This window comes from Rapidithrix thailandica (assembly GCF_039710355.1).
GTDB classification, from domain to species: domain Bacteria; phylum Bacteroidota; class Bacteroidia; order Cytophagales; family Flammeovirgaceae; genus Rapidithrix; species Rapidithrix thailandica.
The window spans coordinates 207,640-233,437 of the sequence record NZ_JBDKWZ010000005.1; the positions used below are offsets into that span (position 1 = coordinate 207,640).

Below are 25,798 nucleotides of genomic sequence, written 5' to 3' on the forward strand. Positions count from 1 at the left end.
CTTACGGACTACTTTTTGTAAGCTTCTTTTGCTTGCGACTTCAACTCATTGAGTTCCTTGCGGATCTCTTCGATTTCACTAGGGTTACGCTCTGCTTTTTTCTTTTTGAAATAGTCAGCCTGTTTCCCTTTCAGTTCCACTATTTTTTGTTCTATTTCTTTTACATTCATTGCTTTGGAAGTTTAGCCTGATGGCCGGAACCACAGGCGTGATGAAACTAAAATACCCCGGTACTTATTGCTCCGAAGAGGTTTTCTCGTCTACCGATTTTTTCTCCTCTTCTGCGGCTTTCAGTTTTGCTTCTTCTTTTTCCTTTTTTCTCTCCATCAAACCTTCTTCGATGGACTTACCAATTGACTGGGTGATGATTGCAATTGATTTGAAGGCATCGTCATTGGCCGGGATTGGGAAATCGATGCTGTCAGGGTCAGAGTTGGTATCGACCATTGCGAAAACAGGGATGTTTAGTTTTTTCGCTTCTTTGATGGCGATGTGCTCTCTTTTTACATCTACGACAAACAAGGCTGCCGGCAGACGGGTTTGATCAGCAATACCTCCAAGCACTTTCTGTAACTTCTCTTTTTCACGAGTGATCATCAAACGCTCTCTCTTCGCCAAGTTTAAGTAAGCTTCGTCTTTCATCAACTTGTCGATAGACGACATTTTCTTCAACGACTTTCTTACCGTGGCAAAGTTGGTCAACATACCACCTAACCATCTTTCAGTGATGTAAGGCATTTTCAGACGGGCAGCTTCCTGAGCAACGATTTCTTTCGCTTGCTTTTTTGTCGCTACAAACATGATCTTCCGGCCTGATTTCACAATGTTCTTCAGGGCGGCACTTGCACTTGTCAGGCAAGCTTGGGTTTTGTTCAAATCAATGATGTGAATCCCATTGCGCTCCATGAAGATATATGGAGCCATTTTAGGGTTCCACTTTCTGGTAAGGTGTCCGAAGTGTACACCTGCATTTAAAAGTTCTTTATATTCTAATTTGCTCATTATGCTCGAATCTTAGAATGATTAGTAAAATGTAAAGTAGAGCTGGCCCGGGCCAGCCTGATGAGGAATTAACGCTTGCTAAACTGGAATCTCCTTCTTGCTTTTCTTCTACCATACTTCTTACGTTCCACCATACGAGGGTCACGAGTAAGAAAGCCTTCACCTTTCAGTTTGCCACGGTTTTCAGCGTCAATTTCCACCAAGGCACGAGAAATGGCCAAACGAATCGCTTCCGCTTGTCCGGTTACTCCTCCACCGGTTACATTTACTTTGATGTCTAAGCTGCCAGAGGCATCACAAAGTACCAAAGGCTGGTTCACTATGGTTTGCAAAATTTCTGAAGGGAAATAAGTCTTCAACTCCTTGCTGTTCACAGTGATATTTCCACTACCTTGAGAAACATAAATACGTGCGATAGATGCCTTTCTTCTTCCTATAGTGTTAAGTACTTCCATTATAATTTGATTTCTTTAGGTTGTTGTGCTTGATGAGGATGTTCGCTACCTACATAAATATGAAGGTTTTTGAAGATTTTCTTACCTAATTTGTTCTTAGGCAACATACCGCGCACAGCGCGCTCAACTAACAGGATGGGATCTTTCGCAAATAATTCTCTAGGAGTGAGAGCCCTTTGGCCTCCCGGGTAGCCAGTGTATGTGAAATACACCTTGTTGTCCCACTTTGATCCGGTAAGTTTCACCTTATCTGCATTGATTACGACTACAAAGTCTCCGCAATCTACATGAGGAGTGAAATTAGTTTTGTGCTTACCGCGGATCAACTTTGCTACTTCAGAAGCTACGCGTCCTAAAGTAGAATCCTGGGCGTCAATGATTACCCATTCTTTGTTTACAGTTCCTTGATTGGCAGAAACTGTTTTGTAACTTAAAGTATCCACTTTATACTATGTTTAATTAAGGTTGAAAAATTCATTTCAATCTTTTTGTAGGAAGGTGCTTAAAATCAATGAATTAGCCTTGCTTGTCAGCAGGAATTTGCCTTGTTTTTGAACACACTTTCCCCCAAAAAGGAGTGCAAAGATATATAGTTAATTAATCTTTGCAAAATGTTATGAATGAATTGGTTGAGTACATTCGGATAATTCCGGAAGGATTGCTTTTTAGCTTTTTTAGCATTGGTAGATTTTCAGGGTACATTCCCCCAGGTTGGCGACTTGTTCCTCAAGCATTTATGAGAAATTAAAATATATTCAATGGCTTTCTTTATATTGATAATCAGTGAGTTATAAAAAGGTATGAATTTGAAGTCTTTTTAGAAGAAGCTAAGTGAAAATTCACTTTTAACTTTAAACTAAATAAACTTCACTATGAAGTGAATTAACCCTTTTCTTTTTCCTGAAAAATCTTTCAAACACGCCTCCTCTGTGTTCCTTTTTTCAACAATAGCCTTGATGAGTCGATTTTGATTCCATTTTCGGTCATATACGTTTAAACCACTTCTATGAAAAAAGCAATGTTAATTGGATTGATCGGTGTATTTTCTTTCGGAAATTTATTAGCCACTCCTCAGCCAAGCCTTAGCATCCGGCAAAGTTTTCGTTTTACAGGATAACAAGATGGAGATGACGCCTTACCGGAAAAAGCAAAAACGGCTTATGAGGAAAGTGTTTATGCCGGTTTGTTGCTGAACAAATTGTATAAAATTTCCAAAAAGACAGGAAAAGTAGAGTACCGGTTGGTGTTGCTCAATCAAAATGGAGGAGAGGTCCAAGTGATTTTTGATACGGAAGGCAATCAACTGGATTAATGTATGGGAAAAACACCTAGGTCAACAACGGTATATTCTTCAGAGCTTAATCACATAATTCTTGTAAATTTTCAAAGGGGGCTCAGGCCCCTTTTTTATGCCCTTTGTCGAGTGAAAAAATCAGAAGAGGCAAGTTGAAACCAAATGAAGATATGAGGTAATTGTTGATATAAGTTCGGTTTCATCCGGGCCTGATCAAAAAAGGTACATCCTACTCTCTTGTTTTACTCGGGTTTTGGGTGTAAAATATTGATTTTAAATAATTTAAATAATTTTAACATTAGGGTATTTTTGATACCAAAGTGCCACAGGTTGACGATATCTTCCTCAAATTTCGATAAATCCAAAATGTATTCAATTATATATAATTAACTGGTTTTCAGTGCATAAAAGGGTTTTTAAAAAATTGGATCTTTTTTAGTGTAATGAGTAGGTAAACAAATTAATTAAACTTTAAAATAAACTTCACTATGAAAAAGACAGCGTTAATAGTATTAGTAAGTGTATTTTCATTTGCCACGGCATTTGCCACTGCATTGCCAGTAGAAAAAACTTCCGCAAACATAGTTGTCATGCAAGATGACAAAGTGGAAATCACCAAAGATGACCTACCTGAAAAAGTAAGCACAGCATTTGACGGAAGTGCATATGCAAGCTTGCAACTAAGCAAAGTTTATAAAGTATCTAAAGCTTCCGGTGAGGTGGAGTATCAGTTTGTGTTGACAAACCAAGCTGGAGAAGAGGTAGCAGTATCTTTCGATCCGGAAGGCAATGAATTGGAATAAAACAGGCAACGACTATTTGGTTTAGTAATGTAATGTTGAAAAAGGGGCGTAATGCCCCTTTTCTCGTTGGTATGTTTTTCGATGTTGCCGTTTCAGGTTGATAGCCGGATTAAGCTTTTATTCCCTGAAATTTTTTTAACTGTTTGATGGCTTCTTTCATAAGGTTGCGATCTATTTGATGAACTTCCTTGCCTTTGCCCAGTGTTTGCAACAACATAATGGTGAGCTCTCCTCCCAAATGTTCTCTGAACTCATCCAAGCCTCTGAGTACTTCCAAAGTTCCTTCTTTTTCTTGCAACAGTTCCGGAACAAAAATTTTCAACTGCAAAGCCTCCATCAGTTGCATCACCTTTTGCAGCTCTTCCTCCGAAATCAGTTGCTTCAGGTAGGAGTAAGTGACATCCAGGGCAATGCCTATGGCCACCGCTTCACCGTGCCGCAGTTGATAAGAGGTCATCTGCTCTAGTTTATGGGCTGCCCAGTGGCCAAAGTCCAAGGGGCGGGAAGAGCCCATTTCAAAGGGGTCGCCACTGGAAATATGTTGTACATGTAATTCGGCACAACGGTGGATCAGGGATTCCATGGGGGGCATTTTACGTTGCCGTAAGGCCTCAGCATTTTCACAGATGTCTTCGAAAAAGGCTTTGTCTTTAATAAGGGCTACTTTGATGGCTTCAGCGATACCGCCCCGCCAATCACGGTCGTCCAGGGTATTGAGAAACTGGCTGTCGTTAATGACGGCAAAAGGAGGGGCGAAGGTGCCCAGAAAGTTCTTTTTGCCAAAATAGTTGATACTGTTTTTTACCCCTACACCCGAGTCGTTTTGCGAAAGTACAGTCGTAGGGATACGGATCAAACGGATGCCCCGGTGAGCGATAGCAGCCGCAAACCCGGCCAAGTCTAATACGGCTCCTCCTCCGATGGCGGCCAGGTAAGAGTGCCGGTCTACCCCTTGCTTTTCGATAAGTTGCAGAAGGGTTTGTAAGTGTCTGGAATCGTTTTTAGAGGCTTCCCCACCCGGTATGATCAAAGGCTCGCCATAAAGTTCCACATGTTGTGAGTGATGCTGGAAATAAGTGGCGATTTGTCCGGAAAGTGCAGGGTGACAATGGGCTACCCCCTCGTCAATGACGAATACAATTTTGGGTTTGCCCTGTTGCTCTGATGTTGGAAACATCTGAGATAAGGTAAGGTTTTCCGGGGAAAATAGCTGCTGGGTGAATAACACGGGGTATTGAAAAGCAACGGAAAAGGATTGCTGGATAGTTTTCATTTTTTTCGTTTTATATCTTCTCGATAAATTGATAAACATTGAACGAAAAGCTACACTTCATTTCGGGTTTTCAAATGAGGTGCTACTTCTTTACGAACAAAGTTTAAACCGCCCTTATTTTTTTATATAGAAATTAATATTAGTCAAATTGACTTTAAAGATAGAAGCTATACTTTTAAAACATCACTCCTGCCCGCAGAATTTGCAAATAGGGAGCGGATGCTTAAAAAATACTTGTTTAAAATTAGTGAATTTTCATCGGATCTTATTTTTTGTATTTTTACATTAACGGTAATGTCAACAACGTCATGGATCCTACAACTCCTTACCACAAGGGCCGGGGGGCTCAGCAAAATACCCCTAACCGCTATCATAAGACTTATTATGAACAAGACCCGTGGGAGAACGCTGATGAACTGCCGGTGGCCCCTTCCACACAGCTATTTTATGAAAATCCTCAAAAAATCATTAGTGTCAACAAGAGTCCGGATATCCCTTTTGACTATTCGATTAATCCTTACCAAGGTTGTGAACACGGGTGCATTTATTGTTATGCCCGGCCGTCTCACGAGTATTGGGGGTTTAGTGCCGGTTGGGATTTTGAAAGTAAAATAGTAGTGAAGAAGGCAGCTCCTCAACTATTAGCAAAACAGCTGTCGGCAAAAAACTGGCAAGTCGCTCCCGTGATGCTTTCGGGTAATACTGATCCTTATCAACCTTTGGAGCGGCAAATGAAGATTACCCGGGAGTTGTTAAAGGTTTTTGCCCAATTTGGCAATCCCGTAGGGATTATCACTAAAAACAGCCTGGTTTTACGCGATTTGGATATCTTAAGTGATTTGGCTGTTGAAGGGTTGGTGCATGTGATGATCAGTTTGACTACGCTTGACGAATGCTTACGACAAGTCATGGAACCCCGGACTGCTACCGGGGCCAAACGTCTGGAAACCATAGAACAATTAACGGCTGCGGGTGTTCCCGTAGGAGTGATGACGGCTCCGGTGATTCCCTCCTTAAATGACCACGAACTTCCTGAGCTGGTAAAGCAGGCTGCGGCACATGGTGCCTTGACGGCCGGATATACCGTAGTACGTTTGAATGGGGCTCTTGCGGAATTATTTAAAGATTGGCTGTACAAAAATTTTCCCGATAGGGCAGACAAAGTTTGGAAGCAGATTGCGGAACTGCACGATGGAAATGTGGGGGACCAACGCTTTGGTACGCGTATGAAAGGTGAAGGGGTCATGGCTCAAAGTATCCGGCAACTTTTTATGTTGGCCAAAGGCAAGTATATGAAAGACCGCCAACTACCGGCTTTTGATTTAAACCGTTTTAGAAAAAACGGTACCTTGAGGCTGTTTTGAGTAGCTACTGAGGTTGGAAATGATAATACCTGTAGTGTATTCCTACTATAGCGCTTTATCGTCTTTTTCTCTGCTTATTATGCTGTTAATTATGGTTTCCTCTATAATTTTAAGCAACTTTATCCTAATTCAAATTATTCAAGTACATGATAGAAACTGCCAGATCACCCAAAGAGTCACAAACCACCATTACCGAATTGATGATCCCTTCATATGCTAATTTCGGTGGTAAAATTCATGGAGGAATTTTATTGTCCCTAATGGATAAGGTAGCATATGCCTGTGCAACCAAACACTCCGGGATGTATTGTGTCACCGTATCTGTGGATACCGTAGATTTTTTACAGCCGGTAGAAGTGGGAGATTTGGTTTCCCTGATGGCTTCGGTCAATTATGTAGGCAATTCTTCGATGATTATCGGAATAAAAGTAATCGCGGAAAATGTAAAACAAAGGGAAGTCAAACATACAAATACCAGTTATTTCACCATGGTAGCCAAAGGGGAAGACGACCGGCCGGTAAAGGTGCCTCCGTTGAAGCTGGAAACCGGGGAAGACATCCGGCGGTTTGCCGAAGCCATCAAACGAAAAGAACTTACCAGCACTTACCAGACAAAAATGAACCGGGAAAAATCCCACTTCCAATTGGAGAAAGACTTGGAACTGCTCAAAGGCCACCGGTGTGAAATAGATTTATAACACTGGGTACAAGCCTGTTCTTTGATTTTACCTTGCTCCTCAATGCTGGCTTCAGGATTGAGGACTATTTTTATGTGCAACTTTTAAGGTATTGATAATTACTTAACACCTTGCCAACCGGCCAGTATAACCGGAACTTTATACAAAAGAAATATGAAAAGGGGCTTTTGATAAACGGGAAATTGCATTAAATTGTAAGTCGGAATTGATGAAAAAAACGCTCTGGAATATTGCCTGTAGCACTGTGCCGGAAGGTATTTAAGAGTCAGCAATAAGCGGTTTGTACACTGATGAAAAAACTCCATTCCCTTAGCCTAAAATTCAAACTTACCCTGGTCATCTCCTTACTGATTTTCCTATCTTTTTTAGGGAACAGTGTCTTTAATTTCTATTCTGTCCGCACAAATATTCGAAAAAAAGTCTTTGAAAAAGAATTGCCCATTTTGGTGGACAATGCCTTTTTAGCGATCAACGAACATTTGAATCAGGGGGTATTGTTGTCAGAGTTTGTGTCCCGTAGCCGTTTTATCCATGATTTTATGAAAAGTGAAGTACAGGATACGGCAGTCATTTGTCCCTTTTTAAGGGAATTGGCCCGCAGTTACAATATTGAAAGTTTACACATAGTACCGGAAAATAAACGTTGGCTGTATTCCAATACCCGGCCTGCCCGAAAAGTCACCCCCAATACGGATATATGGTATTTCAATTTTAAAAATAAACTTGGAGACAAGGAATTTAACATCGATACCAATAAAGCCTTGTCGGAGATGCCCCTGACTTTTTATGTAAATCACAAAGTTTTCGATTTGAATGGGACTTTTTTGGGAATGGCAGATGTAGCCATGGACCTGCAAGATATTGTCCGCCTGGTTACTTCCCAGCCGGTGGGAAAATTTGGCAATACCTTTATGGTTGACCGGAACGGCTTTATTAAAATCCATCGGAATTCCTCTTTGATGGACACCAATAATGAACAAGACCCTGCCAAAAATATCAATCAACAGCCGGGTTTGTCTATCATCGCGCCTCAGATTCTGGCTTCTGAAATGGGAATTTACGAATATGAAAAAGCCGGAAAAAAAATGTGGTTGATGCAACGGTATATTTCAAAGTACGGTTGGTATATGCTGGTGGAAATTTCCGAAGATGAAGTGTTGGCTCCTTACTATACTTTGTTGTTACAAAATTTACTTTGGGCTTTGCTGATTACCCTGTTGATTATAGCGGTGAGTATTATCGGTGTAAACAAACTTGTATTACATCCTTTGTTTGCCTTAAAACAAGGGCTTACCGATTTTTTCCACTTTTTGAGCCGGCAAACGGATCATGTGGACCCGATTCCGGTAATCAATGACGATGAGTTCGGAAAGATGGCGGGTATTGTCAATGTAAATGTCGCTCACATCAAAGAAGGGATTGCTCAAGATAGCCGGTTGATAGCCGAAATGCGGGCCCTGACCGCCCATATTCAACAGGGAACACTTTCCGACTGTTTACAAGAGGAAGGGTATAATCCTGAACTGGTACATCTGAAAGAGGAGATTAACCGGGTGATGAAATTATTGGAGCAAAAAATTGGTAAAGATTTGAACGAAATTCTCCGGGTACTTCAGGAATACGAACGAATGGATTTTTCCAATCCGCTTTTAAATCCTTCGGGAGAAATAGAGCTGCAAGTCACCCGGATGGGGCACAATATTTATGAAAATATGGATGAAATCCAGGCCCAAAACGAAGAGCTTCGCCAACAACAAGAAGAAATCTCCCTTCAGAAAGAATACATTCAGTCGCAAAACCAGCAGCTTCAAAAGATTAACCAGCAAATGGAGCATATCAATAATAACCTGGAAAAAGAAGTGCAGGAAAGAACCGTACAGTTAAAAGTGGCCTATGAGGAGTTAGATACCTTCTTATACCGTTCTTCTCATGATTTGAGACGTCCGCTTACAACTTTATTGGGGCTGGTGGAAGTCAGTAAGCTGACACAAGACCGGAACGAATATATTGAATTATTTAAAATGATCAATCATACCATCATGGGGATGGACGGCATGTTGAAAAAACTGATAGACGTTAGCGAAAATTTGGAAGAGCAATTGCCTCCGGTATTCATTGATTTTGAGAAATTAGTGTCCGAAATTCAAAACCAATTGTTGTATCCTTTAACGAATTATAAGATTGATTTTCAGTTGGAACTATCGGAAAGGATTTCCTTTTGCGAACGTGAGCATTTAGTCCATTCCATTCTCTACAACCTCATAGAAAATGCAATTGTTTACCGAAGAGAAACCCACCCTTTTGTCAAGGTAAGAGTGGAGAATCACCTGCAAGGAGTTCAGATCCGGGTGGAAGATAATGGCCAAGGCATTGCAAAAACGTATCAAAAAAAGGTATTTGATATGTTTTTCCGGGCCAACGGACGGGTGGGAAATGGCAACGGATTGGGACTTTATGTGGTTAAAAAGGTCATTGAGAAAATCGAGGGAGCCCATATTTCATTTCAAAGCCAAGTGGATGAGGGAACCGTGTTTGAGGTGTATATTCCTACTGATAATGAAGCCTGTTAAAATTGAAAAAGTTCTCACTATCCCCCTTGCCTGAGTAGATATTGCACTCCGTATAAAATTTTGAAAACAATATCCTTTGACAATTGTTTAGCTACACTAACAGAAAAGGGCAAAGGCAATATCGCTTGTGAATTGCCCTAAGCCTAGTAACTTTGTGTGATCGCAATGGTCAATAGATATCCAAATCCAATGAAGCATAAAACAGGAGTATTATTGGTTAATCTGGGGACTCCGGACAGCCCTTCAGTAAAAAATGTCCGTAGTTATCTAAGTCAGTTTTTGAATGATCCGAGAGTTATCGATATTCCTTGGTTGATGCGAAAACTGTTAGTTAATTTAATCATCGTTCCCTTCCGGGCACCTAAGTCGGCAAAGATCTATCAGGAGTTGTGGACGGATAAGGGCTCTCCTTTATTGCACTACACCCGGTTAGCCAGTGAGCATTTGCAACAAGAGTTGGGCGATGATTTTCATGTGGAATACGCGATGCGTTATAAAAACCCCAGCATTGAATCAGTGTTGGAGCGAATGAGAAAGATGAATTTTGCACACTTGATCATCGTACCGTTATTTCCACAATATGCTTCTTCCACTACGGGATCAGCTTTGCAAAATGTAATGGAAGTCATCCGGAAATGGTGGGTGATTCCCGAAATCAGTTTCGTCAGCCAGTATTACGATCATCCGCAGTTTGTTCAGGCCTTATTGGAACGGGGCAAGCAATATCCTCATAAAGAATACGACCATGTTATGTTTAGTTTTCATGGCTTACCCGTCAGGCAAGTGGATAAAGTGTATGACGATGGCTTGTGCGAAGACCATAATTGTGAAGCGGAAGTAACGGATGACAACAAGTTTTGCTATAAAGCAGTCTGTTATGAAACGGCCCGGCAAATTGCCCGTGGCCTGGAAATCCCCGAAGAAAAATATACGGTGGCCTTTCAATCACGGCTGGGGAATGATCCTTGGCTGGAGCCTTTTGCCGATAAGGTAGTTAAAGAACAGGCAGAAAAGGGTTGTAAAAAACTTTTGGTCTTTAGTCCGGCTTTTACTGCGGATTGTTTGGAAACGATCATTGAAATCGGAGAGGAATACCAAGAGATTTTCCAAGAACACGGAGGGGAACATTTGCAATTGGTGGAAAGTTTGAATGATCATCCTTTGTGGATTCAGACATTGAAAGAGTTGGTGTTACAAAGGGCGGTTTTTCATACTCCTGCTATGGCCGAAAACCAAAACTAATCCCTTGCTATAAAGCGGCTTGTGTGAGGTAGTATTACCAATACAATGTCGAGAAAGGATAAAATGCTACCGTCCGGTTTTTTGAAATCCGGACGGTTTTTTTCTACCTTTCCCCAAGCAAGAGTGTCTAAGAAGAACAAGCAACCCTTACAAAAGCACTTGACCATGCGTATACTCTCTTTTTTACTATGTTTATTGTGGTGTAACCAACTCTTGGGGCAAACTGCTTCGCCCTTTGCTTATTACTTTACGGACTCTGTAGAAGTAAAAATAAGTGAGGAGACCTCTTTGCTAAATCCCTGGGCCGGAGGGCTGAATGCTACCCAGTTTAACACCATGGATTTGGACGGGGATGGTTTGGAAGATTTAGTGCTTTTTGATCGTACCACTAGTAAGTTTTCTACCTTTTTACAAAAAGATAAGACCTACCGGTATACACCGGAGTACGAAGTATTCTTTCCGGTAGTGGATGCCTGGATGATACTCGCTGACTTCGATGGCGATGGAAAGAAAGATTTGTTTGTACCCATCAACAATGGGGTAAAAGTTTTTAAAAATGTAAGTCCCTCTCCGGGAACGATCGAATGGGAGGTGTTTAAAGATCCTATTTTAACGACTAGTCTGGCTGGTAATCCCATTAATCTGAAAGTGGATCTTACGGATATTCCTGCGATTAGGGATGTGGACAATGATGGGGACTTGGATATTTTGACATTTATCCCTCAGGTAGGTGGGCGGGTAGAATTTCATAAGAACCTGAGTCAAGAAAAATATGGCAACAGTGAGCAATTGGAATTTGAAAAGGCTACGAACTATTGGGGGAACTTTGAAGAATGTGGTGACTGCGAAACCTATATTTTCAACGGGGAAGGGGCTTGCCGCAACGATGGAATCTTGCATGCAGGTTCGGCCATTTTAGCTACGGATTTGAATGGCGATCAGGTAACGGATTTGGTGATTGGAGAGGTGAGCTGTAATAACTTAGTGTATATGGAAAACCAAGGAAAGCCGGATGTCCCTTTGTTTGATCAGGCTAATATAAACTTTCCGGCCGGTCAACCCGTCAATTTTTACATTTTCCCGGCAGCATTTCATTTGGATCTGGATTTTGATGGAGTCAAAGATTTGTTGGTCGCTCCCAACACCTTTAAAAATGAAGCCCTTTTGATGGATTTTACGAATTCCAATCATCTTTATAAAAACCAAGGGAGCGATGAACAGCCGGATTTCCAATTGAGCCAAACGAATTTTTTGCAAGATCAAATGATTGAAGCCGGAGAGGATATACGTCCGGCCGTAGCCGATTTTGACGGGGATGGGGATCTGGATCTGTTTGTTTCCGGTAAAGGACAGCAACAGGAAGGAAACCAGTTTTATTCTACCGTACAGTTGTATGAAAATACCGGGGATAACGAACAGCCCGCCTTTACCCTGGTTAACCATGATTATCTTGATCTTTCTTTTCTGCAACTGAAATACTTGTCTGTACAATTTATAGACCTTAACCAGGATTTAGTGCCGGATTTGGTGATTTCCGGTACCAAGCCTCAATCAAACCGGGCCTCGCTTTGGTATGTGATCAATACCAATACACAAGGAGGTACCTATCAATTTGACCTGGAGCAAAGGCAAGAAATAAATCTTGCGTTGCGGCCGGATGATCATCCTTACTTCTTTGATGTAAACAAAGACGGAAAAGCCGACTTGTTGGTAGGAACTTATGGCGGGGCCTTGAAATATTATCGAAATGAAGGCAATGATACTTTTTCATTGGAAAATAACTCGCTGGGAGGGGTAAAAGATGATTTTTACAAGAAAAATTTATTTGTTAGTGTTGCCGATTTGAAAAAAGACGGCAAGCCGGAGTTAATATTGGGAAGGCAGATTCTGGCAGAATTTCAAAGTGAAAAAAGAGAGCTAGGCTTGGTCATTGTCAATGATTTTCAAGATCATTTGGATGGAGAGTTTCCGGTAACCAGTCACTTGGTTGCCAATTCCATGAAGGGAGAGCAAGTTGCTCATTATTTCGGAAGGAGTGTGGCCCCGGTAGCCTTGGATAACTATTTACTGGTGGGAACTGCCGGAGGAGGAGTTCATCTGTTAAAATCTACGACCCCTATTGACGGCCCGAATTTGGGTGAGCAGCCCAATGCTTTGATCATGCCCAATCCGGCCAATGAGCGGTTTGGGATAATAACCAATCGAGAAATGAAAGTGGCCGTTTACAGTGTCTCAGGAAAACTAATGCTCAAGAATATCCGAATCAGCAGCGGAACAACTGTTTCTATTACTACCCATCATTGGCCCTCAGGCTTGTATATCGTGCATTTTTATGGTGAAGCGGGGACTTTTTCAAAAAAAGTATTGGTACAACATTAACCGGAACGACCAGGAAGAGAAAGTGATTTATGCCAGTAGCAGGTACAAAAAAAGAGAGGCACTAACGCCTCCCTTTTTTATTTTGCTGAACGCAACGGAAAAATAGGTTTATTCTTCGATCTCGCTTCCTTCTGCATCATAAGCAGCCACGACTTCGTTACCATCGGCATCTGCTAATACAAATTGGTAAACGACTTCACCGGAATCTTTGGTTACTTTGTAAACTTTGCCCAAAGTAAGCGAAGCATACTTGCTAGCATCAAATGCAGTGCTTACTTTTTCAGGTAGCTCGTCTTTTGAAATCTCAACTTTGTCGTCTTGTACACTTACGGTAATAGCCACATCAGAAGCAGAAAAAGTAGTGGCGAATACTGAACCTAAAGTGAATACACTAACTAATAACATTAACGCTGTTTTTCTCATAAGTGAAAGTCAATTTTTAGTAGAATAATTTTCTTAATTACTTACTATAATTTCTAAAAGGATTCCAGTTTTTTGTTGATTTTTATAGTATTGAAAATCAATATGTTAGTTATTTTGGAAGGGGCTTGATGTTAACCGAAATTGGGGAATGATTCACCATTTTGTGGTAATAAAGCTATAGTTAGAGTATTTCTATGCAGGCATGGAACAACCGGAAGTCATTCATTCAAATGCCAGTTGTAGTTTAAGAAGCGGATCGGGGTTGCTGTGTTTACCGGATGTTGAGCGTAGCGGTTGATAAATTGAAGTAAGGAGCCTTGGCGGGTAAAGTCACTTTCAAACCATTGGAAAATTTTGGAAAGCCTTACCTGATCTTCGCTTAGTTGGTTTTTTTGCGGATCGTTGATAAACCGTACCGCTTGTTGGTGGAGTTGTTCTTCCAGTTGTTCAGCCGTATAGGCTTCCGGGCGAAGGTCAGGACAGGATACGGAAGCACAATTGATAGCAAAATGAATCCGGGGCTCTTCAAAGCGTTTGCGCAAAATGCCATGTTCAATATGGTTCAATGAAAGTAGTTGATCCCCTATTCGAATAAATTCGATATCAAAAACGGAGTTTACAAAAGGAATGGAAAGCTTTGGGCCAATCTCTTTAATACTCTGAACAGGATAATTTTTTAGAATCAGTTGTATGGTGAAGGCATTATAGGCATTGATCCAATAAGCAAGTTGTTCGTTTTCCGACCAGTATTTGTCGTTGGGAAAGCCGGAAGAAATCAGCGTGAGATAACGTTGGAGCCGCAGAGAATCCTGCATAAACCCCTGATAATCCACCTTGCCCTCCGGAGAGACATGTTGATGTAAGAGCGCGTTCCAAAGACTGTGCTCAACCGGTTGCGTATCGGAACCGCTGTATTTTACCTGAAAACACCCCGCCAGGCTACCGGCAAGCAACATCCATAAGATCCATCTCATAGGACTAAAGTACAAGTTTAAATCTTGGAAAGCTGTCATCGGTTTGACAATTGTGAGAACTTACTACATTTTTAGGATGTATTTAAAAAGGCAGGGTATTCAACAAAATACTCCCCAAAAACCGTCTTTCTGATGGCGGTGAGCATTTCCGATAAGGAGTAGAGAAGTGCCTAAATTCTTTGTATGTCTTCATTGTGATTGTATGTGCTTGTGATTATATTGTTATGCATATCTGACGAGTACATGTTTTTTCCCTCACCAAGAATCTCAAAACCATGAATACCCGGATATTTTTTCTCCTAATCCTATTTGTTTGCAATTATACAGTTTATGCTCAGAATCCCGAGGATAAAAAGATGCTCGGAGAATTAGTCACCCTTGCTACCACGAAGGTTTCCAGTTATAAAAGTACGGATTCCAATGTAGATGATGCTTTGCAATATTACCATCCACAGATGATCAGTGATGTCACGCGGATTAATATCAACGGGAAAATCCGCAAAGAACAAAATACCTATGAAGATTTAAAAGAGCAATTAAGTAACTTGGCTCGCAATGAACTGACCACGGTACACAATATCACCGTGTCGGATATTTTCGTACAAGCCAAAGATGTGGGTATTATCCGGTTTACCGATACGTATGAGCATAAGTACAAAGGGAAACTCATGCAGAAGGGGACGCAACTGGTGACAGCTACTGCCAAAAAACAAAAAGAGGGGTGGCGGATTCTATATATGAGTATAGTAGAAGTGGAAAATGAAAAACTGTTGAGTATTTGTCCTTGCCAACTGTTTGAAGGCCAAGGGAGTGAAGATGATTTTGTGACGAAAACCACCATTCCTCAGGGAACCACCACCAAAGATATTATGGAAAGCTTTGTGTTTCGTAACAACCAAAAACACCGCTATATCCGGGCCGGGGAAGATATATTTACCTGGACGGCTAAGAATGATGTCTGGACGATTAACGGTGAAGGAGCGAAGCTGCACAAAGTGGGCAAGGCGGAAAGCAAAGCGGAAGCCATCCAACTGATTCTTCAAAAGAAATATACCGAAAACTGTATTAACATAGTGATTAACAATTAGTCTGTATGAGTGAGAAATACTCCTTGGTATTGGCTCATCACGATTTATGCTTGGTTTTCCCTATTAGCTTCCAGGTTAAGTTTTATTAGCTTGATTTAACGCATATTAATAATCTTTGCTATTTATTTAGGAAGAATAAGTGTATACTAGTGTAAAGTCAAATAATAGAAAAAGAAGGGTGGGCTAAGGTGCAGGTTGAATTCTATTTCCTTCAAAAACCAAAATAGTATGCACATTCCTGACAAAAGTTACAAGCTGGTTCTCAGTTCTTCAATGGAAAGCCGCGAATTGGAATTTATGGATGTTTCTATGGATCAGATAGGTAAATCCATATTGGCCATGGTACAGCGCGGAAAACAAATTTACCAAAAGACCCGCAGGCCTGTAAAAGTCATCCTGTATTCTTCCGCCAATGGTGAGTACAAAAGGTTCTCTTCCTGGAACTTCGGGGTAAAACAAAAATAGTTTTGCTAACAGGTGCCGGCATTTAGTGATATCCTCGGGCTTGAAGCTGAAATAATTCGGCATATTTTCCTTTTTTGTCCAACAATTCTTCATGTGTGCCCAGCTCTTTGAGTTGTCCGTTTTCCAAAAACAAGATCCGGTCTGCCATTCTCACTGTAGAAAAACGATGAGAGATTAACACTGCGGATTTGCCTTGAATGAGCTTGGCAAAACGTAGAAATACTTCATGTTCGGCCCGGGCATCCAAGGAAGAGGTAGGTTCGTCCAAAATCAGCAATTGGGCTTCACCCATATAGGCTCTGGCCAAGGCGATTTTTTGCCATTCGCCTCCGGACAGTTCCACTCCTTGGGCAAAGCGCCTGCCTAATACTTGTTTGTAGCGGTCAGGCAATTTGTCAATTACCGTATTGGCCAGGCTTTTATATGCCGATACATTGATGCGGTGTTTGTTTTCCTGTTCTTGGATATTGCCTACGGCAATGTTTTCGGAGGCAGTCATTTGAAACCGGACATAATCTTGAAAGATCACTCCGGTGGTTTTTCTTAAGTCTTGTAAATCGTAATCTTTCAGATCAATGCCATCCAATAAAATACGTCCTTCGGTAGGGTCATACAAGCGGGCCAATAGCTTAACCAAGGTTGTCTTTCCCGCTCCGTTTTCTCCTACCAGGGCTAATTTCTCTCCGGCTTGTAAGTGAAAAGACAAGTTTCTTACGGCCCAGCGTTTATTGTTGTCATATTGGAATCCCACATTTTCAAAAGTAAATCCTTTTTGAATAGGCCGGGGAACCGGGTAGTTTTTCGTACCGGATTTGACCTGGGGTTTTATGTCAAAAAAGTCAAACAGGTCCTTAAGATAAAGGGCTCCTTCGGCTATGTCAGCAAACCGCATAACAATGCTTTGCAAGCTATTTCGCATCCGGTTAAAGGAGCCGGACAAGAAGGTTAAATCTCCCAGAGTGATGCTACCGGCTACCGTAGCCAAAAGGATAAAAACATAAGCGGCATAATAGGAGACGGTTCCCACAGCAGTGAGCAAGCTACCCCAAGTGGCTCTTTTTACGGCTAATTTTTTATTGGTTTGGTAATATTTGTCCGAAACATTTTTGAAGCGATTTGCCAGAAAACCTGCCAGGTTGAAAATTTTGATTTCCTTAGCCGTTTCGTCACTGGCCCCAACGTATCGTAAGTAATCCAGTTCTCTTCTTTCTGCCGTCCATTGCCGGGAAATGGAATATGATTTTTCATTAAAATGAGTTTCTCCGATAAAACTGGGAACTACGGCAATGATCAGAATCAGGATCAACCAAGGGTTGAACACAACCAATCCAGTGGCTAAAAACATAAGCGTGATCAGCTCTTGAATTTGAGAAAATGTGAGTGACATCAACACGACCCGGCCAACGGTTTGTCTACGGGCACGTTCTAATTTGTCATAAAAAGCTGCGTCTTCAAACTGATGCAGGTCAAGGGTAGCCGCATGGCGGATCAATTTCACGGAAGTGATGTTAGAAAACAAATCGCCTAATAAACTATCGAGTAAGGTGATGGCCCGGTTCATCAGGTCTGATACAATGGCCAGGGCAAACTCCAGGGCTAATAGCCCCCAAAGCCGGGAAAGTGGCGGATCGTCTTCTTGGCCACTTAACAGAACTACCTCGTCAATGATGAGTTTGCCTACATAGAGCATGGCCAGGGGCAACGCGGATTTGAACAGACGCAATCCCGCATTGGTCAAAGTCATCCAAGGGCTGGCTTCCCAGACCAAACGGAAAAATTGAGGCAGGTTTTTCAAGGCATCCAGTTGCTGGCGAAAAGACTGGAAGTTTGATTTTTGCCGGTTATTTGCAGCTTGAGGTTTTCGCATAAATGTTTAAAATAAGTTAGAAGGCATATTTTTACGCTTCCTCAGCTCTCAGAAGTCCATGACATTTTACCGAGGCCGTTATGGGAGTTTCCGAGTCCTGATTTTTTAGTTCCGGAATAAAATTTACACATACTCTCAAAAAATTGAAACTGATCCTCGTGAAATGTTATTGGTTTTAATAAACACCTAAGGAAACTGATATTGAGCCCTTTCAGGCTTTTTTTACTCAAAAAACCACTTTTACATTTTTCAAAATTAGCTTTATGAAGTTATATGTATCTCAAAACAATTTATCAAACCAAACAGTCTCGCTCATTTGGTTGGTATTTCTTGCACTAGCTTTTGCCTGCAATTCCCAGGTGAAAAAAGAACAGATCGCTCAAGAGAAGTCACAAGACGAACCATCCCGTCATTCTTTTGAGCATCTTCCCCCCTCCCCGGTAGCCGGTCAAGCCAGAATTATTTTTTTTGGCAATAGCATTACGGCAGGGTATGGTTTGAATGCCGATAAAGCCTTTCCTGCATTAATTCAGCAAAAAATTAGCGAGCTAGGGTTGAATAGCTTCCGAGTGGTGAATGCCGGTAATAGCGGGGAAACCACGGCCGGAGGAAAAAACCGAGTGGAATGGGTGATCCTTCACGGAGTGGATATTTTTGTGTTAGAGTTGGGGGGCAACGATGGCTTACGGGGGATTAAAACCGAAGAAACGTATCAAAATCTTTCGGAGATTATTGATATCGTTCGCAAAAAGAACGCGGAAGCAATCATTCTTTTGGCTGGTATGCAAGTGCCGCCTAATTTAGGCGAGGAATATACTACTTCATTCAAAAAAATTTATCCAAAACTGGCAAAGGAGAAGAATGTTCGGTTAATTCCCTTTATTTTGCAAGGTGTAGGGGGAAACCCGGAATACAACTTGTCAGATAAAATTCATCCAAATGAGCAAGGGCACAAAATCATTGCGGACAATGTCTGGAAATATTTGAGAAGCTACTTGATTATAGGTTAAAAGCAGATGCGTTTATTTTTTGATCAGACGGTAGTATTCGCCGGGAGTGTTCCGAGGAACTCCTTCTTCCGTATATTCGAAATGTATAACAACCATTAGATTCTTATGAAAAGCACAATTTTCGTATTGTTTTTATTTTTTATTTCAGTTCAAGCTTCTGAAGCTCAATTCTTAAAAGACTTATTTGGAGGCGGGGGGAAATCCTCTTCCAATATTTCGGAAAAAGAAGCCGAAAAGGGAATCAAAGATGCTTTGTTACAAGGAATTAAAAAAGGAGTGGACAATGTATCAGAGGTAGACGGATATTTTAAAAATACGGCCATCAAAATTCCTTTTCCCGACAATGTCAAAAAAGTGGAAACCCAGTTGAGAGCTTTGGGCATGAACGAAATGGTGGATAAGGCAATTCTGTCGATGAACCGGGCCGCAGAGCAAGCGGCAAAAGATGCTACGCCTATTTTTGTGTCAGCCATTAAGCAGTTAACCATTCAGGATGCCCTGAATATTGTCACGGGACAACAAGAAGATGCCGCTACTCAATATTTACAACGTACAACTTCCGACTCATTGACAAGGGTGTTCAAACCCACCATTTCAGCAGCATTGGAAAACGTCAATGCTACCAAATACTGGGACGATGTATTTACCCGGTACAACAAAATTCCTTTTATCAAAAAAGTGAATCCCAACTTGGAAGAGTATGTAACCGAAAAAGCGATCGAAGGGCTTTTTCATATGGTAGCCAAAGAGGAGAAATTGATCCGTAAAGATCCGGTAGCCCGTACCACTGATCTCCTTAAAAAAGTATTTGGCGGTAAATAAGCCGAACATGAAACAAGTATTTGGATAATCATTCAAACACAGTAATAGAGAAGTAATCGTTTATTTTAAGTATGTTGATTTTTTCCATTAGTTATATTCTGGCCCATGGTAACTTCACCATGGGCTTTTTATTTATGCTAAGCAGCTTGCCATTCACTTCAATTGAGTTAAGTAGGATTAACATCTCAACCTACTGCATATTTATGTAATATTTTATCTTTGACGGAGACGTATATTCAATTATAGTTCTCTTCCGGTACCTATACACAAGTTGTACTTTATTTAAGAAAAACACCTGGTAAAAGATGAAGTCGATATTATGTACTTATCTGTCAATGCTTCTTACTATTTCATACGCATTTGTTCATGCCCAATCCAATTACCAAGATTTTACGGCTCAGGATAAAACTCCGGTATTTCAAGATGAATTTTTGAATAATAACAAAGAGTGGAGCACAGGGCAGTCAGGAGAGCGGTTTGGCAAAGTAACCCATGGGTATTATGAATGGAAATCTGTTATTGAGCGCTCCGGATTGAGTTGGCAAACAGTGGAACTGAATACCCACCGGGATTTTGAAATCGAAGCCCGTGTGATGATCGCCTCCTCTGACAATATGTATGATTTTAACGGGCTCTTTTGGGGAAGAGATGAAAAGGGTGATGCTTTTACCTTAGGTTTTAATAAAAACGGAGAAAAACGCAGTGCCAGGTATAAAAACGGGAAGTATGAAAGCCTGATCCCCTGGGAAGCATCCAAGGCAATCCTTCCGGATAGCTATAATAAACTTACCGTGCGAAAATGGAAGGATACGTACTACCTCTTCATCAATGAAGAGCTTTTGAAGACCTTTCCCTTTGAACCTTTTTACGGTGAAAAAATGGGCTTGATGGTGTCAGGCAATACCGAACTCAGGGCGGATTATTTTCGTGTTTCCTATTTATCCTCTTCTTCTGTTGCCAAGGATTATTTTGCCATACCTTCCTCTCAGAAAAAAACGGTTTTCTCCGAAGAGTTCAGTGATAACCGGAACGGCTGGAGCTCAGGAACTGCAGGCAAGCGTTCCGGGAAAGTTACCGGAGGGTATTATTCCTGGAAATCGCTCAATGATAAAAATAACATCAGTAGCATGCGAGTGTCTATGGAAGAACAACAGGACTTTGAAATCGAAACCCGGATCAAACTGATTGGGGGAAGTAAAGGGTATTTGAGTGGTATTTCTTGGGGTTACGAAAGCAAAACCACCAACGGATTGAATTTTGGCTTTAACTCTTACGGGTCTTTCAAGGTCGACAAATACGAAGGGAAGTTTATTCCGTACAAAGAGTGGACAAGGAGCAATGCTATCCACCCTGATGGGTACAATACTTTGACCATCCGGAAAACAGGTAAAGTGGTCGATTTTTTTATCAATCAGGAATGGGTCTATCAGATGCCTCACCAAGCTTTTTACGATCAGCGGATTGCCTTTATGGCCGGCCCTTATGCAACGGTTCACATTGATTATTTGAGAATATATAAAATTCAAAACCAAAGTAATTTACAATCCCAACTTCCGTCAAGTTACCATGCATATTCGGCCTCTCAACAAACAGAGGTATTTTCGGAGCATTTTGATAATAATTCGAACAGTTGGCCTACCGGTGAGCATCAGGAATATACAGCCTACATCCAAAAGGGGTATTACCAATTGAATCACTTGCGGTCCTTCGGAGCTTGGAGTTGGCATTATGCAGTGGACATTGACGAGTCCAGAGATTTTGAAATTGAAACCCGGTTAAAAGTACTAACCCATGGGGAGCAAGGGTATTTAAACGGCTTGATTTGGGGAAAAGAACAAAACAGCGATTACCGTTTGGGATATAATGACTACGGAAGTCACCGGGTATGTAAAATTGACCATGATACTTGGCACTATTTTATGAACTGGAAAAAAGGGCCTGTTGATGTGGAAGGCTTTAACAAGCTAACCGTAAGAAAAGTAGGAAGGAAGTACTATTTGTTTATCAATGAAGTACTGGTCCATACCATGCCCTATGCTCCGTTTTATGGAAAGCGAATAGGTTTTTTAGCAAACCAATCTACAGAATTACAAGTAGATTACCTCACTGTTAACTACCTGAATACTACGAAGCCTGGCATTATAACGTCCAACACAACTACGACTACCCTTACCGCTCCCGCTTTTTTGAGTACGGGAAATTTGAAATTATTAGATGAGGACTCCGACAACAGCATTGATGGGGGAGAGCGTGCTCATATTACCTTTGATCTCGTCAATGAGGGAAAAGGAGAAGCCAAAGACCTGGAAGTACAATTGAAAGAACTGTCAGGTGTAGAAGGCTTGGAATATTCCTCGTCAAAATATATCGGTTCGTTAGCCCCCGGGAAACGGCTGACAGTTAAATTGCCGGTCAGTGGCAACACTACCCTTTCTTCCGGGCAAGCCGATTTTGAAATTCAAGTACTGGAGAAAAACGGGTTTGATGCGGACCCTATTCAACTGAGTATTCCGACCAGGGCTTTTTTGCCTCCGCAAATTTCCATTGTCGATCATCATTTTACCAGTGTCATGGGCGGAAAGATGCGTTTGGGAGTACCCATTACTTTGAAACTGGCCGTGCAAAATATCGGTCAGGGCAATGCGGAAAAGATTGAATTGCAGTTGGAATTGCCTCCGAATGTGTTTTCTGCCGGAGAGGCCCGTTTCAGCCTTGGTAATTTGGCCAGTGGGCAGAGTAAAGTGATCGATTTTGAATTTTTTACCAATAAACGCTACGGACAATTGACCGTTCCCGTAACGGCTAAACTCAGTGAAAAGACAGGGCAGTACGGCAGCCGGAAAGTGATGTCCGTTGAGTTAAATGAACAATTGGCAACTACTCAGTCGGTGACCCTAAACTCTAAAACGGTGGAAAAAGCGAAGGATATTCAAACGGTCAGTTTGGTTTCCGATGTAGATCGCAATATTCCCCGTACCGGCCGGCAAAATCCGGATGCCGTTGCCGTGGTGATTGGGAACCGCGATTATAAAAACAGCGATGTCCCTACAGTTGATTACGCCATTCAGGATGCGCAAGTGATGAAAAAATACTTGGTGGAAGCTTTGGGGTTTGATGAAAATAATATTTTATACCTGCCCAATGCCTCCCAAGCCGACTTTAACAGCACCTTCGGGAAAAAAGACAACCACAAGGCACGCCTTTTCAACCTGGTAAAATCGGGCAAGTCGGACGTGTTTATCTTTTACAGCGGGCATGGGGCCCCCGACCCGGAAAGCAAAGAAGGCTTCTTCGTTCCGGTAGATTGTGATCCGTCTTTGGTGGCCTTTAACGGGTATTCCATTCAGACCTTCTATGAAAACCTGGCACAAATTCCTTATCGTTCGCTCACCATTGTGATCGATGCCTGTTTTAGCGGTTCTTCCGAAAAAGGGATGTTGCTAAAAAACATCTCTCCGGTGTTTATCAATACGGAAACCCGGATTAAAAACGCCCCGAACTCGATGGTGTTTACCTCGGCATTGGGCGATCAGGTATCATCCTGGTATCCTGAGAAAAAGCATTCCTTGTTCACTTACTTTTTCTTAAAAGGTTTGCAAGGCATGGCCGATAGCAACCGGGATAAACAATTAACCTTAGCTGAGTTGCGCCAATATTTATTGGAACAAGTGCCGTATATGGCTCGCAGGTTGAATAACCGGACACAAACCCCTGAAGTCCACGGAGAAGGTCAACGTGTTGTATTGACCTATTAGAGAAAAACTACTCATCCATAAAGCGTTATTGACAAATTTTCCGGAAAGCCCTTTACTCTTGAAGTAGCGGGCTTTCCTTTTTATTGGGTATCGAGGTCCTTTTGCATCAAGTTTTTTAGGAAAAGGTATTCTTTTTATCTGAAAGAGACTTTTTGACCTGGGCAAAGAATTGATGGTAAATATTATAATGATATTAAAGCAATAATTGTTAATATTTTCTATCTTATAATAGAATTTTTACAGCACTAAATTTTGTTTTTCTACTTTTACAAAAAAAATCCACCGAAGTAATATTAGCGTTCTTTTTTGCAATACATTCCGCTGTATCAAGTACCAATTTGTACCAACAAATCAAATACGAACCTTAACTTAAAGAGACTCTTACATTTAAAACCTATAAAATGAGACTACTATGGAACAGTTGAACAATTACACAGATGAGGGCATCCGGTTATTGATGGAATATGCGCCAAAAGTATTGTTGGCCATTATTGTATTGATTGTGGGTTGGTCCATCATCAACTCTATTGTGGGGATGATGGCCAGAATATTACAGAAAAAAGAAGTAGATCCCTCCTTAACGCCCTTTCTGAAGAGTGTCTCGGGAGTATTGTTGAAGGCCGTATTGTTGATTTCCGTTGCGGAGATGGTGGGTGTGGAAACCACCTCTTTTGTGGCCATTCTCGGTGCTGCCGGTTTGGCTGTGGGCTTAGCCTTACAAGGTAGCCTTTCGAATTTTGCCGGTGGCGTCCTGATTTTAATTTTTAAACCCTTCAAAGTAGGGAATGTGATTGAAGCACAAGGGTATACAGGGAAAGTACATGAGATACAAATTTTTACTACCGTATTGAAAACCTTTGATAACAAAACGATTATCATCCCTAATGGCCCTTTGGCTTCCGGCAATATTGTAAACTATTCTACGGAGGAGTTGCGAAGAGTGGACATGTCGTTTGGTATTGGCTATGGTGACGATATCGATAAGGCCAAGCAAATTATCCTGGACCTGATTGCGGCTGATGATAGGGTGTTGGAGGAGCCGGCCGCCCCGTTTGTCAGAGTAAGTGAATTGGCCGATAGCTCTGTGAATTTTGCCGTAAGGGTATGGTGCCAAGCGGTGGATTATTGGGATATTTACTTTGATATGCAGGAAAAAGTGAAGAAGGCATTTGATGAAAAAGGAGTGAGTATTCCTTTCCCACAAGTCGATGCACATATCTATCAAAAATAATTTTTTTAATCATTTGAAGTATCTGTCGAAGTAGCCAATCGCGCTGATTGGTAGATGTAGAAGCATGTTTAAACTTTATTGCTTTTGCTCTGAAACGAGCAAAGGGGCAGTTTGCCGTAATAAGCTTTAAACATGCTCTTATTTTTTTATCATCTAAACTAGCAAATCCTTATGAAGGTAAAATTATTGGTTGTATTAATGGCATTCCTTCCTTTAATCAGTGTTGCACAAGAACAGGAAGAGGAAACCAAAAACTGGAAAACTATCCACAAGTTTACATTTGATTTGACACAGGCGGCTTTTAGTGATAATTGGAAAGGAGGAGGGGTTTCTAACGTGGCTTTGGCCAGCCGCTATAACCTTAAAGCAGGTTATAAAGAAGGGAATTTTTCTTGGGACAATGAAGTGGACCTTCGCTATGGCTTGATCAAAAACAAGGGGGAGGATATGCGCAAAAGCGAAGACCTGATTTTTATAGATTCTAAAGTCGGACATAAACTCTCCAAAGCCTGGAGCCTATTTGTCGGTCTTAATTTCCAAACCCAATTTGCCAAAGGATATAAATTTGAAGAGGTGAATGGAGAGGAAGTGAAAAACCAGGTGTCGGAATTTTTGGCCCCGGGTTTTCTGACCACCAGTATAGGTTTTGAGTACAAACCTGTCGATTACTTCTTTGTACGGCTTAGCCCCTTTGCCCCCCGCACTACGTTTGTATTAGACACTACACTTTACAAAAACGGTGTGCCTAAAAATTATGGAGTCCCTATCGGAGACAAAGTAGAATTGGAATGGTTGGCGCTAAATATTGTTGCGGACTTTGATAAAGAGATTGCCAAAAACCTCAATTTGAAATGGAAGTATCAATTGTTCAGTGAGTACGAGAATTTTGATTTTGAAACCGTGGATCACCGTTTGGATTTAACTTTATCGGCACAAGTCAATAAATTTATTCGCACCAGTATTTCCGGTATTGTACTGTACGATAATGACCAGGATTCTGGGGTCCAGTTTGGGCAGAGTCTGGCGCTGGGTTTGATTTTTACCAATGAGAAGAAAAAAGAATGATTGGTACATCGGTGATGC

Annotated in this window: 22 protein-coding genes; 14 read left to right on the forward strand and 8 right to left on the reverse strand. The window is 41.4% G+C overall.

Features of this window, described 5'->3' with window-relative positions; translation table 11 throughout:
* Positions 1 to 8 precede the first annotated feature (8 nt).
* The 4 genes from AAG747_RS10430 to rplM all read right to left on the reverse strand — a co-directional run bounded on the left by AAG747_RS10430 (position 9) and on the right by rplM (position 1,900).
* Entirely contained in the window at positions 9 to 170 is a 162-nt protein-coding gene (locus AAG747_RS10430; RefSeq protein WP_346821104.1) for a hypothetical protein, read from the reverse strand.
* Between the two features lie 64 nt (positions 171 to 234).
* A complete protein-coding gene (gene rpsB, locus AAG747_RS10435) occupies positions 235 to 1,002 on the reverse strand; it encodes a 30S ribosomal protein S2 (protein WP_346821105.1) in 768 nt (255 codons plus the stop codon).
* A 68-nt stretch (positions 1,003 to 1,070) separates the two neighbouring features.
* Positions 1,071 to 1,457, reverse strand: coding sequence for a 30S ribosomal protein S9 (rpsI, locus tag AAG747_RS10440; protein WP_346821106.1), 387 nt, complete (start codon positions 1,455 to 1,457; stop codon positions 1,071 to 1,073).
* Positions 1,457 to 1,900 (reverse strand): 50S ribosomal protein L13, encoded by a 444-nt coding sequence (gene rplM, locus AAG747_RS10445; RefSeq protein ID WP_346821107.1) that lies wholly within the window; start codon positions 1,898 to 1,900, stop codon positions 1,457 to 1,459. The genes rpsI and rplM overlap by 1 nt, the downstream gene beginning before the upstream one ends.
* Before the next feature lie 740 nt (positions 1,901 to 2,640).
* Here rplM and AAG747_RS10450 point away from each other — a divergent pair.
* Complete coding sequence (locus AAG747_RS10450; protein WP_346821108.1) at positions 2,641 to 2,769, forward strand: hypothetical protein; 129 nt, start codon at positions 2,641 to 2,643, stop codon at positions 2,767 to 2,769.
* A gap of 470 nt (positions 2,770 to 3,239) precedes the next feature.
* Positions 3,240 to 3,554 carry an NTF2-like N-terminal transpeptidase domain-containing protein gene (locus AAG747_RS10455; RefSeq protein ID WP_346821109.1) on the forward strand — a complete coding sequence of 105 codons (315 nt, stop codon included), beginning with the start codon at positions 3,240 to 3,242 and terminating at the stop codon, positions 3,552 to 3,554.
* 109 nt (positions 3,555 to 3,663) lie between these two features.
* Here the strand turns inward: AAG747_RS10455 and AAG747_RS10460 are convergent, their stop codons facing one another.
* Complete coding sequence (locus AAG747_RS10460) at positions 3,664 to 4,866, reverse strand: 3-dehydroquinate synthase (RefSeq protein WP_346821110.1); 1,203 nt, start codon at positions 4,864 to 4,866, stop codon at positions 3,664 to 3,666.
* Between the two features lie 269 nt (positions 4,867 to 5,135).
* Here AAG747_RS10460 and AAG747_RS10465 point away from each other — a divergent pair, with 269 nt between their 5' ends.
* From AAG747_RS10465 to AAG747_RS10485, 5 genes are all read left to right on the forward strand, one after another.
* Positions 5,136 to 6,191 (forward strand): PA0069 family radical SAM protein, encoded by a 1,056-nt coding sequence (locus tag AAG747_RS10465; protein ID WP_346821111.1) that lies wholly within the window; start codon positions 5,136 to 5,138, stop codon positions 6,189 to 6,191.
* 146 nt (positions 6,192 to 6,337) lie between these two features.
* Complete coding sequence (locus AAG747_RS10470; RefSeq protein ID WP_346821112.1) at positions 6,338 to 6,889, forward strand: acyl-CoA thioesterase; 552 nt, start codon at positions 6,338 to 6,340, stop codon at positions 6,887 to 6,889.
* A 290-nt stretch (positions 6,890 to 7,179) separates the two neighbouring features.
* Positions 7,180 to 9,459 carry an ATP-binding protein gene (locus AAG747_RS10475; RefSeq protein WP_346821113.1) on the forward strand — a complete coding sequence of 760 codons (2,280 nt, stop codon included), beginning with the start codon at positions 7,180 to 7,182 and terminating at the stop codon, positions 9,457 to 9,459.
* A 189-nt stretch (positions 9,460 to 9,648) separates the two neighbouring features.
* The gene (gene hemH / locus AAG747_RS10480) at positions 9,649 to 10,701 is read left to right on the forward strand and encodes a ferrochelatase (protein WP_346821114.1); all 1,053 of its coding nucleotides are present in this window, start codon (positions 9,649 to 9,651) and stop codon (positions 10,699 to 10,701) included.
* Positions 10,702 to 10,866: 165 nt separating this feature from the next.
* The gene (locus AAG747_RS10485; RefSeq protein WP_346821115.1) at positions 10,867 to 13,080 is read left to right on the forward strand and encodes an FG-GAP-like repeat-containing protein; all 2,214 of its coding nucleotides are present in this window, start codon (positions 10,867 to 10,869) and stop codon (positions 13,078 to 13,080) included.
* Positions 13,081 to 13,188: 108 nt separating this feature from the next.
* Here AAG747_RS10485 and AAG747_RS10490 read toward each other — a convergent pair whose 3' ends face one another.
* Both AAG747_RS10490 and AAG747_RS10495 read right to left on the reverse strand, forming a co-directional pair.
* A complete protein-coding gene (locus AAG747_RS10490; protein WP_346821116.1) occupies positions 13,189 to 13,485 on the reverse strand; it encodes a hypothetical protein in 297 nt (98 codons plus the stop codon).
* A 236-nt stretch (positions 13,486 to 13,721) separates the two neighbouring features.
* Positions 13,722 to 14,477: a DUF547 domain-containing protein gene (locus AAG747_RS10495; RefSeq protein ID WP_346821117.1), complete on the reverse strand. Its 756-nt coding sequence runs from the start codon at positions 14,475 to 14,477 to the stop codon at positions 13,722 to 13,724.
* A 356-nt stretch (positions 14,478 to 14,833) separates the two neighbouring features.
* Between AAG747_RS10495 and AAG747_RS10500 the strand changes: the two genes are divergently transcribed.
* Positions 14,834 to 15,565 (forward strand): hypothetical protein, encoded by a 732-nt coding sequence (locus AAG747_RS10500; protein WP_346821118.1) that lies wholly within the window; start codon positions 14,834 to 14,836, stop codon positions 15,563 to 15,565.
* 228 nt (positions 15,566 to 15,793) lie between these two features.
* Positions 15,794 to 16,030 (forward strand): hypothetical protein, encoded by a 237-nt coding sequence (locus AAG747_RS10505; RefSeq protein ID WP_346821119.1) that lies wholly within the window; start codon positions 15,794 to 15,796, stop codon positions 16,028 to 16,030.
* A gap of 22 nt (positions 16,031 to 16,052) precedes the next feature.
* Here the strand turns inward: AAG747_RS10505 and AAG747_RS10510 are convergent, their stop codons facing one another.
* Positions 16,053 to 17,897, reverse strand: a complete 1,845-nt coding sequence (locus AAG747_RS10510) for an ABC transporter ATP-binding protein (protein WP_346821120.1) — start codon at positions 17,895 to 17,897, stop codon at positions 16,053 to 16,055.
* A gap of 263 nt (positions 17,898 to 18,160) precedes the next feature.
* On the opposite strand from AAG747_RS10510, the gene AAG747_RS10515 reads away from it, so the two are divergent.
* The 5 genes from AAG747_RS10515 to AAG747_RS10535 all read left to right on the forward strand — a co-directional run bounded on the left by AAG747_RS10515 (position 18,161) and on the right by AAG747_RS10535 (position 25,780).
* Positions 18,161 to 18,907: an arylesterase gene (locus tag AAG747_RS10515; protein WP_346821121.1), complete on the forward strand. Its 747-nt coding sequence runs from the start codon at positions 18,161 to 18,163 to the stop codon at positions 18,905 to 18,907.
* 105 nt (positions 18,908 to 19,012) lie between these two features.
* On the forward strand, positions 19,013 to 19,729 hold the full coding sequence (locus AAG747_RS10520; RefSeq protein ID WP_346821122.1) for a DUF4197 domain-containing protein: 717 nt from the start codon (positions 19,013 to 19,015) through the stop codon (positions 19,727 to 19,729).
* A 305-nt stretch (positions 19,730 to 20,034) separates the two neighbouring features.
* The gene (locus AAG747_RS10525; protein ID WP_346821123.1) at positions 20,035 to 23,484 is read left to right on the forward strand and encodes a caspase family protein; all 3,450 of its coding nucleotides are present in this window, start codon (positions 20,035 to 20,037) and stop codon (positions 23,482 to 23,484) included.
* 412 nt (positions 23,485 to 23,896) lie between these two features.
* A complete protein-coding gene (locus AAG747_RS10530) occupies positions 23,897 to 24,715 on the forward strand; it encodes a mechanosensitive ion channel family protein (RefSeq protein ID WP_346821124.1) in 819 nt (272 codons plus the stop codon).
* A gap of 171 nt (positions 24,716 to 24,886) precedes the next feature.
* Positions 24,887 to 25,780 carry a DUF3078 domain-containing protein gene (locus AAG747_RS10535; protein WP_346821125.1) on the forward strand — a complete coding sequence of 298 codons (894 nt, stop codon included), beginning with the start codon at positions 24,887 to 24,889 and terminating at the stop codon, positions 25,778 to 25,780.
* Positions 25,781 to 25,798 lie beyond the last annotated feature (18 nt).

Excerpts from the sequence above, each read along its gene's own strand:
- AAG747_RS10485 (WP_346821115.1), top strand. The coding sequence starts at position 10,867 with ATGCGTATACTCTCTTTTTTACTATGTTTATTGTGGTGTAACCAACTC.
- AAG747_RS10525 (WP_346821123.1), top strand. The coding sequence starts at position 20,035 with ATGAAGTCGATATTATGTACTTATCTGTCAATGCTTCTTACTATTTCA.
- AAG747_RS10515 (WP_346821121.1), top strand. The coding sequence starts at position 18,161 with ATGAAGTTATATGTATCTCAAAACAATTTATCAAACCAAACAGTCTCG.
- AAG747_RS10460 (WP_346821110.1), bottom strand. The coding sequence starts at position 4,866 with ATGTTTATCAATTTATCGAGAAGATATAAAACGAAAAAAATGAAAACT.
- AAG747_RS10490 (WP_346821116.1), bottom strand. The coding sequence starts at position 13,485 with ATGTTATTAGTTAGTGTATTCACTTTAGGTTCAGTATTCGCCACTACT.
- AAG747_RS10495 (WP_346821117.1), bottom strand. The coding sequence starts at position 14,477 with ATGAGATGGATCTTATGGATGTTGCTTGCCGGTAGCCTGGCGGGGTGT.
- AAG747_RS10500 (WP_346821118.1), top strand. The coding sequence starts at position 14,834 with ATGCTCGGAGAATTAGTCACCCTTGCTACCACGAAGGTTTCCAGTTAT.
- rpsI (WP_346821106.1), bottom strand. The coding sequence starts at position 1,457 with ATGGAAGTACTTAACACTATAGGAAGAAGAAAGGCATCTATCGCACGT.
- AAG747_RS10465 (WP_346821111.1), top strand. The coding sequence starts at position 5,136 with ATGGATCCTACAACTCCTTACCACAAGGGCCGGGGGGCTCAGCAAAAT.
- AAG747_RS10505 (WP_346821119.1), top strand. The coding sequence starts at position 15,794 with ATGCACATTCCTGACAAAAGTTACAAGCTGGTTCTCAGTTCTTCAATG.
- AAG747_RS10510 (WP_346821120.1), bottom strand. The coding sequence starts at position 17,897 with ATGCGAAAACCTCAAGCTGCAAATAACCGGCAAAAATCAAACTTCCAG.
- AAG747_RS10535 (WP_346821125.1), top strand. The coding sequence starts at position 24,887 with ATGAAGGTAAAATTATTGGTTGTATTAATGGCATTCCTTCCTTTAATC.
- AAG747_RS10475 (WP_346821113.1), top strand. The coding sequence starts at position 7,180 with ATGAAAAAACTCCATTCCCTTAGCCTAAAATTCAAACTTACCCTGGTC.
- AAG747_RS10455 (WP_346821109.1), top strand. The coding sequence starts at position 3,240 with ATGAAAAAGACAGCGTTAATAGTATTAGTAAGTGTATTTTCATTTGCC.
- AAG747_RS10520 (WP_346821122.1), top strand. The coding sequence starts at position 19,013 with ATGAAAAGCACAATTTTCGTATTGTTTTTATTTTTTATTTCAGTTCAA.
- AAG747_RS10430 (WP_346821104.1), bottom strand. The coding sequence starts at position 170 with ATGAATGTAAAAGAAATAGAACAAAAAATAGTGGAACTGAAAGGGAAA.
- AAG747_RS10470 (WP_346821112.1), top strand. The coding sequence starts at position 6,338 with ATGATAGAAACTGCCAGATCACCCAAAGAGTCACAAACCACCATTACC.
- AAG747_RS10530 (WP_346821124.1), top strand. The coding sequence starts at position 23,897 with ATGGAACAGTTGAACAATTACACAGATGAGGGCATCCGGTTATTGATG.
- hemH (WP_346821114.1), top strand. The coding sequence starts at position 9,649 with ATGAAGCATAAAACAGGAGTATTATTGGTTAATCTGGGGACTCCGGAC.
- rpsB (WP_346821105.1), bottom strand. The coding sequence starts at position 1,002 with ATGAGCAAATTAGAATATAAAGAACTTTTAAATGCAGGTGTACACTTC.